Source organism: Pseudarthrobacter sp. PvP004 (genome assembly GCF_017876035.1).
Lineage (GTDB): Bacteria > Actinomycetota > Actinomycetes > Actinomycetales > Micrococcaceae > Arthrobacter > Arthrobacter aurescens_A.
In genome coordinates this window covers 2,558,769-2,571,974 of record NZ_JAGINL010000001.1, presented here as the reverse complement: position 1 = coordinate 2,571,974, position 13,206 = coordinate 2,558,769, and the positions used below count along the sequence as shown (strand labels likewise).

At 64.4% G+C, this 13,206-nt stretch carries 10 protein-coding genes; 5 read left to right on the top strand and 5 right to left on the bottom strand.

All coding sequences use genetic code 11. The features are described from left to right. Positions 1 to 85: 85 nt before the first annotated feature. The 3 genes from J3A64_RS11495 to sufU all read left to right on the top strand — a co-directional run bounded on the left by J3A64_RS11495 (position 86) and on the right by sufU (position 4,498). Positions 86 to 2,563 carry an ATP-binding protein gene (locus J3A64_RS11495; RefSeq protein ID WP_210064340.1) on the top strand — a complete coding sequence of 826 codons (2,478 nt, stop codon included), beginning with the start codon at positions 86 to 88 and terminating at the stop codon, positions 2,561 to 2,563. 88 nt (positions 2,564 to 2,651) lie between these two features. After that, a complete protein-coding gene (locus tag J3A64_RS11490) occupies positions 2,652 to 3,977 on the top strand; it encodes a cysteine desulfurase (RefSeq protein ID WP_210064339.1) in 1,326 nt (441 codons plus the stop codon). 68 nt (positions 3,978 to 4,045) lie between these two features. Continuing rightward, a complete protein-coding gene (sufU, locus tag J3A64_RS11485; protein ID WP_011774078.1) occupies positions 4,046 to 4,498 on the top strand; it encodes a Fe-S cluster assembly sulfur transfer protein SufU in 453 nt (150 codons plus the stop codon). Positions 4,499 to 4,520: 22 nt separating this feature from the next. Here sufU and nhaA read toward each other — a convergent pair whose 3' ends face one another. The 4 genes from nhaA to J3A64_RS11465 form a co-directional block, all read right to left on the bottom strand. Next, positions 4,521 to 5,840 (bottom strand): Na+/H+ antiporter NhaA, encoded by a 1,320-nt coding sequence (gene nhaA / locus J3A64_RS11480; RefSeq protein WP_210064338.1) that lies wholly within the window; start codon positions 5,838 to 5,840, stop codon positions 4,521 to 4,523. A gap of 149 nt (positions 5,841 to 5,989) precedes the next feature. Beyond that, a complete protein-coding gene (locus J3A64_RS11475) occupies positions 5,990 to 6,211 on the bottom strand; it encodes an SCO4848 family membrane protein (protein ID WP_210064337.1) in 222 nt (73 codons plus the stop codon). A 1-nt stretch (position 6,212) separates the two neighbouring features. Further along, positions 6,213 to 6,710: a DUF2505 domain-containing protein gene (locus tag J3A64_RS11470; RefSeq protein WP_011774081.1), complete on the bottom strand. Its 498-nt coding sequence runs from the start codon at positions 6,708 to 6,710 to the stop codon at positions 6,213 to 6,215. A 47-nt stretch (positions 6,711 to 6,757) separates the two neighbouring features. Next, entirely contained in the window at positions 6,758 to 8,353 is a 1,596-nt protein-coding gene (locus J3A64_RS11465) for an SDR family oxidoreductase (protein WP_210064336.1), read from the bottom strand. Between the two features lie 41 nt (positions 8,354 to 8,394). On the opposite strand from J3A64_RS11465, the gene mfd reads away from it, so the two are divergent. Beyond that, positions 8,395 to 12,027, top strand: a complete 3,633-nt coding sequence (gene mfd / locus J3A64_RS11460) for a transcription-repair coupling factor (RefSeq protein WP_210064335.1) — start codon at positions 8,395 to 8,397, stop codon at positions 12,025 to 12,027. A 4-nt stretch (positions 12,028 to 12,031) separates the two neighbouring features. Continuing rightward, complete coding sequence (locus tag J3A64_RS11455) at positions 12,032 to 12,841, top strand: metal-dependent hydrolase (RefSeq protein ID WP_014921147.1); 810 nt, start codon at positions 12,032 to 12,034, stop codon at positions 12,839 to 12,841. 98 nt (positions 12,842 to 12,939) lie between these two features. Here the strand turns inward: J3A64_RS11455 and J3A64_RS11450 are convergent, their stop codons facing one another. Beyond that, on the bottom strand, positions 12,940 to 13,167 hold the full coding sequence (locus J3A64_RS11450) for a hypothetical protein (RefSeq protein WP_011774085.1): 228 nt from the start codon (positions 13,165 to 13,167) through the stop codon (positions 12,940 to 12,942). Between the last annotated feature and the right edge of the window lie 39 nt (positions 13,168 to 13,206).

Here is a 13,206-nt window from a genome sequence, read left to right as displayed (position 1 = left end):
CCGCCGGCTTCTAGGCCAGGGACCCCGCACATCGCGGAACCCAAAACCCCTCCCGCATCATGGGACTGCTGCTATTGGAGTGTGCATGTTGCCGGACCCCTGGCTGGACGAAGACACCGTCACAGCAGGTCTGAGGCCATCAACATTCCCGGACAGGGCGCAGCTGCTCGAACTCATCCTTTCCGCCGTTCCTTCGGCCTCCACCAGTGGCATCGTGGTGGTGGGGGAGCGGGGATCCGGAAAGAGCCACCTTTTGCTCTCCATCAAAGCCGGCCTTCCCAACACCGTGGATGTCCGCACCTTCACCGGAAAGCCGGAACTCAAAGCCCTTCAGTTCGGGGCGTTGGGAACCCCTTCCGGAGCTGAGGCGGACGAGTCGGTAGCGCCGGGCCTCCACGTTCTCCGGGCCCTTACCAGTACTCTGGGGCCAGCGGACTACCTGTACACACCACCAGTTGGACGACGGCGGAACAGGCGGCACGCTCAACCGGCACGGCCCCAGCTGGTCCTGTTGGTGGACGACATCCACTACATTGATCCGGCCTCGCTGGCGGTCCTGCTGCAACTCATCCCCGGCTTCGGCGCAACCCTGGTAGCCACGGCGGAAAGCCGCCACCCCCTCCCGCAGGACCTCTACCAGCTCTGGGAAGACGGCTTCCTGGAGCAGTACTTCCTGCCGCCCTTTACCTTCAGCGAGGCACACGCCCTGTGCGAGTCCATCTTGGGCGGGCATGTCCAGCGACGCGCCAGCAGCCTCCTGGCCGCCATGAGCGGCTTCAACGTAGGTTTGCTGTGCCTTGCAGTGAACGATGCCCGCCGCGCAGGCTTCCTGGCGCAAGTGGATGGTTTCTGGACCATCGATGTCAGGGCACACTGCCACTGGCCCGGCATCGTTGAACACATCCGGGCGGAAAACGCTGCGCGCTCGCCGGAAGAGCGGCAGGCACTGGAACTCATCGCGCTCGCAGAGCCCGTGGCGCTTGACGTGGTGGAGCGCCACTTCGGCCAGAAGGCCATGGAGCACCTTCTCGCGAACAACGACATCAGGCTGCTTCCCGGCCTGCCCCCGCTGCTCCGGACCAGTTCCTGGCTGCGAGGAGAGGGAACCCGTCTGTCCGTACCGCGGTCCCGGAGCGTGGCGCTCAGACTCGGGGTGGAAGAACCTGGGCTGACCCCGGAGACTGCGCCCACCATGCTGCGATGGATGACGTGGACCCTCGACTGCGGCCTGACGCTCTCTGACGAGCTCCTCCTGGCTGCCGCTCCCGCCGCTGACAGGCCCTCCACTGCCGAACTTGCCCGAAGGGCCGCCTCAGCGGTGACGGGGGTGGATCACGCGGACGAGGCAAGGCTGCTCAGGGCGCGGGCGCTGATCGCCGAGGGCCAACTCCGGGAAGCAGCGCCGGAACTTCGGCAGTTGGCAACCGCGGGCGGGTCTTCTGGAGTGAAGGTGGACGCCACACACCGGCTATTGGCTCTGGGGCTGCTGGGCGCGGTACCTCTTGAAGCGGACCCAGCCGGGCCGGACCCAGCCGGACCGGCGCCTGCCGACCGGGGCTCCGGGGAACCGACGGACCCTGCCGCACTGATCGCATGGAATGTGCGCGAAGCCGAGCGCCTGCTGCTCTCCGGGGCCGCGCCGGAAGCGCTGCTAAGGTCTTCTGCTGCGATGGAGGCCATCAGTGCCGACCAGGCCTTGGAGATCTTCATGCCGGGGACGCTGCTACGGCATGTGATGAGCCTCCGGTACAACCTCGCGTGGGGGCTGGTAGACCCGCTTTTGGACTGTCCCGCCGACTACACCATGCCGCCGCACCTTTCGGCATGCTTGGGTGTCGCCCGCGGTTACGCCCAGCTCAGCCAAGGCCTCCCGCGCGCTGCCCGCGCCACTTTGGAGCCCGCCCTTGCGGAACTGCACGACGCCGGCCTGCCGCCGGTACTCGCTCTGGGTGCGGCCCTGCTGGCCTACTCCGAGGCGCTGTGCGGGAACCCGCGTCAGGCGTTGTTGAGGGTCAGGCAGAGCTTGGCCGCGCAGGAAACCGCGCAGAACAATGTGAGCTCTGTTCCCGCCGGCCTCTTGCCGCAGCTCACTGCTGTATTTGTCGCCGCCGCGCAAGACCAGGCTTCGGGTACGTCACAACAGCTGGTGGCACTGGCGGCAAGGCTCCACTCCCAGGACAGTATCTTGATGGAGACGGAGGCGTTGTCCCTCCTGACACTCAACGCGAGCAGTGCCGCCGTCGACGATCTTGGGATACAGCGCCGCCTGGGCGCCCTGGCCGCGGCTGTTCACGGTCCGGCCGGGGCAGCGCTGGGGACGTTTGCCGCGGCTTTGGGGGACAACGACCCCAAGACCTTGGAGTCGGCGGGGCGGAGCCTGTCCGCAGACCGGCAGTTTGCTCATGCAGCCCTTTGCTATTCGCGGGCAGCCAGCGGCTACGAGGCAAGGACACGCGCCGCTGCGAGCCGCCGGGCCTCGGTGCTCGTCGAGCGGCTCCGGAGCGCCTTCGACAGCGGAATGGTTCCGCCGCTCGGATGGGTGCCGGGGAGGGCCGGGAGCTGACGTGCTGTACGGCACACCTGCGGGACCGCACGTCGAGGACCACCGTGGGATAATGAAGAGTCCCTGAAGGATTTCCAAGGAGCGTCCCTTGACTGCCGTATCAACTCCCGCGTCACTGCAGCGGTCCATGCATGCCATGGACAACGCGGAGGTGTTGCGGATCCGGAATGATTTCCCGGTGCTGGACCAGCTGGTCAACGGCAAACCCTTGATCTACCTCGATTCCGGCGCTACATCGCAGAACCCGCTCAGCGTGATCGAAGCTGAACAGGAATACTACGAGCAACGCAACGCCGCCGTTCACCGCGGCGCACACCACCTTGCTGTGGAAGCCACCGAAGTATTTGAGGACGCCCGTCAGACCGTGGCGGACTTTATTGGTGCGCAGTACGAGGAAACCGTCTGGACCTCCAACGCCACGGAGGGCCTCAACCTCATCAGCTACGCGCTGTCCAACGCTGCCCTGTGGGCTGCGCAAGGCCGTGGCGGTTCCGCCCTGAAGGACCTCGCGATTGGTCCGGGCGACGAGATCGTGGTCACTGAGATGGAGCACCACGCCAACCTCATCCCCTGGCAGGAACTGGCCTTCCGGACAGGGGCCACTCTGAAGTACATCCCCGTGACGGACCAGGGGACCCTCCGCCTCGATGCAGCCGCCGACATCGTAGGGGAGCGAACCAAGCTCCTGGCCTTCACCCACGCCTCGAACGTGCTGGGCACCATCAACCCCGTAGCCGAGCTTGTAGCCATGGCCCGACGCGTGGGCGCGTTGGTGGTCCTGGACGCTTGCCAGTCCGTTCCGCACATGGCCGTAGACGTCAAGGAGTTGGACGTCGACTTCGCCGTATTCTCGGGGCACAAAATGCTGGCGCCCACAGGAGTTGGCGTTCTGTACGGCAAACAGGATCTCCTGGATGTCATGCCACCATTCCTGACGGGCGGCTCCATGATCACCACGGTCACCATGGAACGGGCGGAGTACTTGCCGGCACCGCAGCGGTTCGAGGCCGGAACCCAGCGCATCTCCCAGGCCGTGGCGCTCGCAACCGCCGTGAACTACCTCACCGAGACTGGCATTGACCGTATTCACGCTTGGGAAACGGCTCTTGGCCAGCGCCTGGTCAAAGGCCTTGAAAGCATCGACGGCATTCGCGTGGTGGGCCCGGCATCCGGTGCCGAGAGGATCGGCCTGGCAGCCTTCGACGTCGCCGGTGTGCACGCGCACGACGTCGGACAATTCCTTGATGACCGCGGCATCGCCGTCCGCGTCGGTCACCATTGCGCCCAGCCGCTGCACCGCCGCCTGGGCCTGACGGCAACCACCCGGGCGAGTACCTACCTTTACAACACCACTGACGACGTCGACGCTTTCCTCGACGCAGTTTCGGGCGTCAGGGCCTACTTCCAGGCCTGACACGCGGCACAGGCCCCTGGCCGTCCAGCCGTCAACCAACGATTTTCCCCAGATAGGCAACAAGCATCATGAGTCTTGACCAGCTGTACCAGCAGATTATCCTGGACCACTCCAAGCAGCGGCACGGCAGCGGGCTGGCACAAACGGATGCCCCGGCCGATACTTCCACCGGTCAGTCGCACCAGCTGAACCCCGTATGCGGGGATGAAGTGACGCTGCGGCTCGCAGTCTCCGACGGAACTGTCCAGCAGATCCGCTGGGACGGTGCCGGCTGCTCCATCTCCATGGCTTCGGCGTCGGTGCTCAGTGAACTCGGTGAAGGCATGTCCGTGGAGGAACTGCACGCTGTCATCGACAACTTCCGCGAGGTTCTCCGTTCACGCGGAAAAGTACAGGCTGACCCCGAGATTCTGGGCGACGCCGCCGCGTTCGAAGGAGTGGCCCGCTACGCGGCCCGCGTGAAATGCGCCATGATCTCCTGGGTTGCCGCTGAGGACGCCCTCAACCAAGCCACCGCGTAGCTTCTACCGGAGCACCCCCGCATCAGGAGCGGGCAAAGACGTCGGGTACCCCGTCGCCGTCGTCGTCCCGTTCTTCATCTGCCTGCACTTGGCGGTAGCGCCGATTGCGGGCCCTAAGCACAACGGCGGCCAGCAGCGCCGAGATCAAGGAACCTGCGAGGATGGCCACTTTGGCGTGGTCGTTATGGGCGGAGCCGGCGCCGAAGCTCAATTCGCCGATCAGCAATGAGACCGTGAAGCCGATGCCAGCCAGCAATGCAAGCCCGAAGAGGTCGATCCACGCGATGCTGGAATCCAGGCTTGCGCGGGTGGTTTTGGTGACCAGGAACGTGGTGCCGAAGACACCAACGGCCTTGCCCACCACCAATGCTGCAACAATCCCGAGCGCCACGGGGTCCCTGAGGGCGGCTCCCATGCCGTCCAACCCGCCCAAGGCCACGCCTGCGGAGAAGAACGCGAAGACAGGTACCGCAAAGCCTGCCGAGAAGGGGCGTAGTTTGTGTTCGAGGTGCTCGGCCAGGCCCTCGGCTGGTTCTCCCTTTTTCCCGCTGGCCAGAACAGGGACGGCGAAGCCCAACAACACACCGGCCACGGTGGCGTGGATGCCGGAAGCGTGGACGAAGCCCCACGTGGCCAAAGCAAGGGGCAACAAGAGGTACCAGCTACGGATCCGCTTCTGCACAAGGAACGTGAAGAGGGCAAGCGGCACCAGGGCGGCCAAAAGCATGAGCGGCTGGAGCCCTGTGGAGTAGAAGAAGGCGATGATTCCGATGGCGATCAGATCGTCCACTACGGCGAGGGTCAGTAGGAACGTCCGGAGGGCGGCGGGCAGGTGCGTGTTGATGACGGCCAGCACCGCAAGGGCGAAGGCAATGTCCGTGGCTGTGGGAATGGCCCAGCCTTTGAGCGTTTCTCCGGCAGTTCCGAGGTTGAAGAGAACGTAGATCAGGGCCGGCACCACCACTCCGCCAACGGCTGCGGCGACGGGGACTACGGCGCGGGCTGGTTTTCGGAGTTCGCCCGCAACGAATTCACGCTTAAGTTCAAGCCCAGCGAGGAAGAAGAACACCGCCAGCAGGCCATCTGAAGCCCAGTGGCCAAGGCTCAGCTCAAGATGCCAGGGTTCGTAGCCGATCTTGACGTCTCGGAGTGCGAAATAGCTGTCCGCTGCAGGGGAGTTCGCCCAAATGAGCGCGACCACGGTAGCTGCAAGGAGGAGGGCGCCGCCCACGGTTTCCGTGCGGAGGATCGAAAGGATCCTGCGGTACTCGGGGTAGCTGGAGCGGGAGAAGACTTTGCCGGTCTGGGAAGAGTTGTTCGGCAGGCGGGGACGGTCAGCCACGAAGGCTCCTTCTATGGTGTGCGGGCATGGATAATGACTCCGCCGACCAGACTTCCCGGCACACCAACAACCATCTTACCAACTGGGGGACAGCACATGTTCCAATGAGGGCTCATAGAGCATGTGCTGTCCGCCGGTTGGGACGAGCGTTAGGCGACGAGGCCCGCGATCCCGATGGCCGCCGTCGCGAGCCCGAGCACCATGGAGATGGTGACCAGCACAACGTGGACCGTGAAAAACTTGGTGGCTTTCCCGGCGGCGTCGCGGGCGCGAGGGTCCTTCATGACGCGCTTGAGGAACTGCGGCCACACAACCAAGGACCAGACACCGGCAACGATCAGGACAACCGCCAGGATGCCGGGGATCTCCACGCTAGTGGCTTTCGAGCCAGGCCTGCGCCTGCTGCGACTGGATGCCCAAGGCTTTGCCGACCATCGGCTCGGCAGCGTCAGCGATCTTGCCACCGAGGAACGGAACTGAGGAGGTCACGTTACCCTCGAGCTCGATCCGGGTGCTGCCGCCCTCGGCGACCAGGCGCTGGACCGCGGTGACATCGAGCGGAGCGCCCGAGATCTTGAGGGCAATGGTGCTGGCACGTGAACCGTCGGCAGCCGGGGCTTCCCACTTCTCGGTTTGGGTGACTTTCAGGGTCTCGCCAACGAACTTGCGGGCGATGTCCGGCAGACGGGTTGTGGGCAGCGTGCGAACCGTGGTGGTGGTGAACGCGCCTGCAGTGTCGCCGTCGACGGTGAACGATTCCAAGGAGCCGCCCACGTATTCGCTGGTGTGACGCAGGAAATCTTCGTTGACGAAGACGGCAGCTACGCGGTCAACGCTGTGGGGCAGGGTGGTGGATGCACTCAGGGCCATGGGTCCTCCGTGGTGGTTTGTGGTGAAGCTTTTTAGCTCCCAACATCCTACGGGGTCTCGGTGGACACGCCTGAACCGGCCTCTTGGAGGGTAGTGGCCGCGGCCGAAATGTTGCGGGCCATTGAGGGAAAGATGAACCCGTGGAAGGGATACACGCCAAGCCAGTACAGCCTTCCGGCCAGGCCACGCGGAAAGAAGATGGCGCGTTGCTTGTAGAGGCTGCCGGCGCCGTCGGGCTCCACAGCCAACTCAAGCCAGGCGCCGCCCGGGGCACGCATCTCGGCTCGCAAACGCAGCAGATGCCCGCGGTCGATCGCCTCCACCCGCCACCAGTCCACTACCTCGCCGGTGTTCAGCGTCCGGGGGTGTCGGCGACCCCTCAAAAGCCCTGCACCGCCCTGCAGTTTGTCCAGCCAACCTCGGACCCGCCAGGCCAAGGGAAGGGAGTACCAGCCGTTCTTGCCGCCGATGCCCTCAATGATGGTCCACACATGTTCAGGCTTGGCCTCGCTGTGGAAGGTCCGTTCGTCAAGGAACACTTTGTACCCGGCCCAGTCGGGGTCGCTCGGCAGGGGATCGGCGTCAATGCCCGCGTTCGCCCACGTCGTCTCAACCTGTCCGTCCCGTTCCTTACCCAGCGCCAAGGCGACGGCGCGCCGGTAAGGCGTCAGGCCGCCGTCGGGCTGTGGAAAGTAATCGTCCACGTCGTGCTCCCGCGACACCGCATCGTGCTGCAGCGATTGCACCAGCGGCAGGGACATGGACAACGGAATGGGCGTCACCAAGGCCACCCACAAGCCCGCGAGCTTGGGCGCCGGCACAGGAAGCGCAATCACCAGCCGCCGGGGGAGCCCTCGTTCCACGGCGTACTCGTTCATCATGTCCTTGTACTTCAGGACATCCCGCGAACCGACGTCGAAGGAGCGGTTCAGCTTCTCCGGAACGGCCGCGGCCGCCACCAGGTAATGCAGGACATCACGGACGGCAATGGCTTCAATCCGGTTATTAACCCAACTGGGTGCCGGCATCACGGGCAAAGTATCGGCCAAGTGGCGGATCATCTCGAACGACGCAGAGCCCGAACCGATCACCACACCCGCCTGGAACACAATGGAACCAACCGCGGATTCAAGGAACACCCGGCCCACTGTCTCCCGGGACCGCATATGGGTGGACAGCTCCGTGTTCTCCGGGTGCAGGCCGCCCAGATAGACGATCCTGTCCACACCGGCGTCAGTGGCCGCGCCAGCCACGAGCCGGGCCATCGCTTCTTCCTTCGCCTCAAAACCGCTGCCCGACGCCATGGAATGGACCAGGTAATACAGGACATCGACGCCGGTCAGGGCTTTCGCCAGGCTTTCGGCCTCGGACAGGCTGTCCTGGATAATCTCCACCTGATCGTGCCAGGGAACATCAGCGATCTTTTGGGGCGTGCGCACCAGGACCTTGACCCGGTGACCCGCCTCCAGGAGCCGGGGCACCAAACGACCGCCGATGTAACCGGTAGCGCCGGTGACCAGCACGGTCTTGGTGTCCTGCGGGGTATTGGAATGCGTAGCTTCCGAAGGCTGCAAAAGGAACTCCTGTGGCTGGGGGTAGAGGTAGGCTGGAATGACCCGGCATTCATCTGAATTTCCGGGCATTTGTGTTGCCTGCCCTTGGACCCACCCTAGGAGTTTCTGCCATGAGCCTCAACGGTCTGCGCCGCGCACTGGCGGAGGACAAGACTTTTGCGCGTGTTCGCACGGAGGCGCAGCGGTCCTTCAACGACCGGAACGCCGACTACCAGATCAGCGCCCCCCAAGGGATGCGCGCGGTGTTGCTGGCCGAAATGGCCGACGCCCTGGCTGCCGTTGGTGCTGATGGCGCGGGCGCTCCTGTGGTCCTCGCCGTCACCGCAACCGGCCGTGAAGCCGAGGACCTCACCGCGGCGCTCGCCTCTTACCTCCCCGCAGAGTCCGTGGCCACGTTCCCCAGTTGGGAGACGCTCCCCCATGAGCGGCTTTCGCCACGCTCGGACACCGTGGGCCGCCGGCTCTCCGTCCTGCGCCGTCTGACGCACCCCGAAACCTCGACGACGGCCCCCTTGCGTGTGGTGGTGGCTCCGGTCCGCGCCGTGGTCCAGCCCATCGTTGCCGGCTTGGGTGACTTGGTGCCGGTGACATTGCAGGTGGGACAGGAGCGTTCCTTCACCGAAGTTGTCCGTGCCCTGTCCGACGCCGCGTATGCCCGCGTTGACATGGTGACGCACCGCGGCGAGTTCGCGGTCCGCGGCGGCATCCTCGACGTTTTCCCACCCACGGAGGACCACCCCATCCGCGTGGAATTCTTCGGCGATGAAGTGGACCAGATGCGCTGGTTCGCCGTGGCGGACCAGCGCTCGCTGTCCGCACCCGGAATCCACCACCCCACCGAACTGCACGCCCCGCCATGCCGGGAAATCCTGATCACCGCGTCCGTCATGTCCCGTGCAGCCAAGCTCAAGGCAGACATGCCTGCCGCGGCAGACATGCTCGAGAAGATCGCCGGCGGAATCGCTGTTGAAGGCATGGAATCATTGGCACCTGTTTTGGTGGATGCCATGGTGCCGTTCGTGGATCAGCTCCCCGCCGGTTCGCTTTCCGTGGTCATCGAACCGGAGAAGGTGCGCACCCGCGCGCACGACCTCGCAGCGACCAACGAGGAGTTCCTGGAAGCTGCTTGGTCAACGGCGTCCGACGGCGGTGCGGCGCCCCTTGACCTCTCATCCCAGGCGTCCACCGATTTGCACGCTGCCAGCTTCCGTTCGCTCACCGACACCCGCTCGGCCGCCCTGGAACATGGCGTGTCCTGGTGGTCCATCACCTCGCTCGCCTCGGACGAGGACCTGGTCCTGGACATCGATGTCCTCAACATGCGTGCACGCGAACCTCGTGGCTACCAGGGTGACGTGGCTGAAATGTTGGAATTCATTGGCTCCCGCGTCCGCGAGCAGTGGCGTGTGGTGGTGGTGACCGATGGTCCCGGACCCGCCCAGCGCCTGGCTGAGTTGTTCCACGACGCCGAGATTCCCTGTTCCCGCGTTGACTCGCTGGATAAAGAACCCCAGCCGGGCATCATAGAGGTGACCACCGCCGCCGTCGGACGTGGTTTTGTCCTGGACGGCCTCAAACTGGGCCTGCTGACCGAAGCCGATCTGTTGGGTCGCGCCACGGCGAGCTCCACCAAGGACATGCGCCGCATGCCGTCCAAGCGACGCAACGCCGTGGACCCGTTGCAGCTGCATGCCGGCGACTTCGTGGTGCATGAGCAGCATGGCATCGGCCGGTTCGTGGAGCTCATCCAGCGCAGGGTGGCCGGTACGTCGTCGTCCGATGCCGGGCTGCGCGAGTACCTGGTGCTGGAGTACGCGCCCTCCAAGCGCGGTGCGCCGGGTGACCGGCTCTTCGTCCCAACGGATCAGCTGGATCAGGTGACCCGCTACGTCGGTGGAGATGCGCCGGCGTTGAGCAAGATGGGCGGCGCGGACTGGGCCAGCACCAAGTCCAAGGCACGCAAGGCCGTCAAGGAAATAGCCGGAGAGCTGATCCGGTTGTACTCCGCCCGCATGGCGTCCCGGGGCCACGCTTTCGCACCCGACACCCCGTGGCAGCGAGAGCTTGAGGAAGCGTTCCCCTATGTGGAGACACCGGACCAGCTGACCACCATCAACGAGGTCAAAGCGGACATGGAGCGAGAGATCCCCATGGACCGGCTGGTCTCCGGCGACGTGGGCTACGGCAAGACCGAAATCGCCGTCCGGGCTGCCTTCAAAGCCGTCCAGGACGGCAAGCAGGTGGCGGTCCTGGTGCCCACCACTCTGCTCGCACAGCAGCACTACGAAACGTTCACCGAGCGTTTCTCCGGCTTCCCTCTGCGCGTGAAACCACTGTCCCGGTTCCAGAGCAGCAAGGAAGCCAAGGAAACCGCCGAAGGCGTCAAGAGCGGCGCTGTGGACGTGGTGATCGGTACCCACCGGCTGCTGTCCAAGGACTTCCAGTTCAAGGACCTGGGTCTGGTGATCGTTGACGAGGAGCAGCGCTTCGGGGTGGAGCACAAGGAAGCGCTCAAGAAGATGCGCACCAACGTGGACGTGTTGGCCATGAGTGCAACGCCGATTCCCCGAACACTGGAAATGTCGCTCACGGGCATCCGGGAAACGTCCACCCTGGCGACGCCGCCGGAGGAACGCCACCCCGTGCTGACCTACGTGGGCCCGTACACCAACAAGCAAACCTCCGCCGCGATCCGTCGTGAACTCATGCGCGAAGGGCAGGTCTTCTTTGTCCATAACCGCGTCTCGTCAATTGAGCGCATCGCCGCGCAGATCCGCGAGCTTGTCCCCGAGGCCAGGGTGGAAGTGGCACATGGCCAGATGTCCGAGAGCCGCCTTGAGAAGATCATTGTGGACTTCTGGGAAAAGCGTTTCGACGTCCTGGTCTGCACCACCATCATTGAGACCGGCCTGGACATCTCCAACGCCAACACCCTGATCGTGGACGGGGCCGACAAGTACGGCCTCTCGCAGCTCCACCAGCTCCGAGGCCGTGTTGGCCGTGGCCGGGAGCGTGCCTACGCGTACTTCCTGTACCCCTCGGAGAAGCCCTTGGGCGAGGTGGCCTTGGAACGCCTCAAAGCCGTGGCAGCGCACAACGAGCTCGGCGCCGGCATGCAACTGGCCATGAAGGACCTGGAAATCCGTGGCGCAGGAAACCTGCTGGGCGGTGAGCAGTCAGGCCACATCCAAGGAGTGGGCTTCGACCTCTACATCCGCCTGGTGGGAGAGGCTGTGGCCGAATACCGCGGCGAGGCCGAGGAGAAGGCAGCCGAAATGAAGATCGAGCTGCCCGTCAACGCCCACCTGCCACACGACTATGTGCCCGGCGAAAGGCTCCGCTTGGAGGCATACCGGAAACTGGCATCCGCCATCACGTACGAAGCCATCGACGAAGTCCTGGCGGAACTCGTGGACCGCTACGGCGAGCCCCCGCTGCCGGCCCAAAACCTCATTGCCGTGGCCCGCTTCAGGGTAGGTGCCCGCGAAGCCGGTCTGTCCGACGTCGCACTCCAAGGCAACTTCATCCGCTTCTCGCCGGCGCAACTGCCCGAGTCCAAAACCATGCGCCTCAACCGCATGTACCCGGGCTCGCAGGTGAAGCCTGCCCTGGATGCGGTGCTGATTCCCAAGCCCAAGACGGCCAGGATCGGTGGACGCGATCTGCAGGACGCCGAGATCCTGCAATGGGCCAATAACGTCATTGAAGCGATTTTCGCTGAAGTACCTGTAAAGGCTGGCTAACTGCATGATGGGAGGACATCACGCCGCGTCGGGAGCCGCGGCGTGGATTGCTATTGCCTCGACAGGCCCGTACGCCTTGGGTTGGTACCCGTTGGACTCCACCGGGATCCTGATCGGCGCCATGGCGACGGCGGGAACTGCTTTGGTGGTCGACTGGGACCACCGCCACAGCACCATCGCGAATTCGCTGCCGCCGCTGTCCAATGTGATTGCCGTGGGGATCGAAAAAGCCAGCGGAGGGCACCGCCAAGGGACACACTCGCTGTTGGGGGCTTCCGCGTTTGTGGTGCTCGCAGCCATGGCGGCCCAGTTCCAAATGGTGACGCCGGTAGGCAAGCTCTCCATAGGAGCCGGGCTGCTGTGCATGTTCATGATCAACCTGGCGGCCAAGGCGTTGAACCTGTTTCCAAAGTCCGGCTGGATCACCAACTGGCTGTTCGCTTTGGTGATGGCCGGCCTAGTGACGTGGTTTGCGCCGGATCAATGGGGTTGGTTGCCGTTGTCCATGCTCACCGGGGTGGTGGTGCACATTGTGGGGGACATGATCACTGTCGGCGGGGTGCCGCTCTTATGGCCCATCGTCATCAAGCCACCCAAGTTCCTGCGGAAATCCATGATCCGGGGGATTTGGCGGCCCAACGGAGCCTTCTCCATCCCGCTGCTGGGGCGGGCCGGTTCCCGCCGTGAGTGGCTGGTCCTGATACCCGTCAGTGGTTACGCCATGGTGGGCATGGGAGCTGCGGCGTGGACGCTGGCGCAACAGCATTGGCCTGGGGTTCTTGCAGCCCTGGGCGGAGTCGTGCAGCTGCCGTAGAGGGACGCCTTCGGCGACAAATTTGGTCGACAAAAATTTGGTCAACATAAAGGAATGGCCCGGGCGAGTGCCCGGGCCATTCAACGTGATAAGAGGGTTTAGCTTTCGCCGGCGGAATCTGAGCGGCCAAAAATGGTCTGCGGGATCCAGAAAGCGAGGGCGAACAGGCCGAGGCAGACTGCCATGGGCCAGGGGTTATCCAGGGTGAGGAACGACAACGAGTAGATGGCACCCAGGAAGAGCACGATCATCACCAGGAACAGCACAATGCTGGTGCCCAGGTTGTTCTCTCGTTCAATGGGGGCGCTTGTGGCGTTCTTGGACATTCATTCCTCCTCGGCCCCGCAGGGCTCAAAAATCTCTGA

What these genes read in the sequence shown, in the direction of transcription:
- J3A64_RS11495 (WP_210064340.1), top strand. Translation starts at nt 86, where the DNA reads ATGTTGCCGGACCCCTGGCTGGACGAAGACACCGTCACAGCAGGTCTG.
- sufU (WP_011774078.1), top strand. Translation starts at nt 4,046, where the DNA reads ATGAGTCTTGACCAGCTGTACCAGCAGATTATCCTGGACCACTCCAAG.
- J3A64_RS11470 (WP_011774081.1), bottom strand. Translation starts at nt 6,710, where the DNA reads ATGGCCCTGAGTGCATCCACCACCCTGCCCCACAGCGTTGACCGCGTA.
- J3A64_RS11465 (WP_210064336.1), bottom strand. Translation starts at nt 8,353, where the DNA reads ATGCCCGGAAATTCAGATGAATGCCGGGTCATTCCAGCCTACCTCTAC.
- mfd (WP_210064335.1), top strand. Translation starts at nt 8,395, where the DNA reads ATGAGCCTCAACGGTCTGCGCCGCGCACTGGCGGAGGACAAGACTTTT.
- J3A64_RS11455 (WP_014921147.1), top strand. Translation starts at nt 12,032, where the DNA reads ATGATGGGAGGACATCACGCCGCGTCGGGAGCCGCGGCGTGGATTGCT.
- J3A64_RS11450 (WP_011774085.1), bottom strand. Translation starts at nt 13,167, where the DNA reads ATGTCCAAGAACGCCACAAGCGCCCCCATTGAACGAGAGAACAACCTG.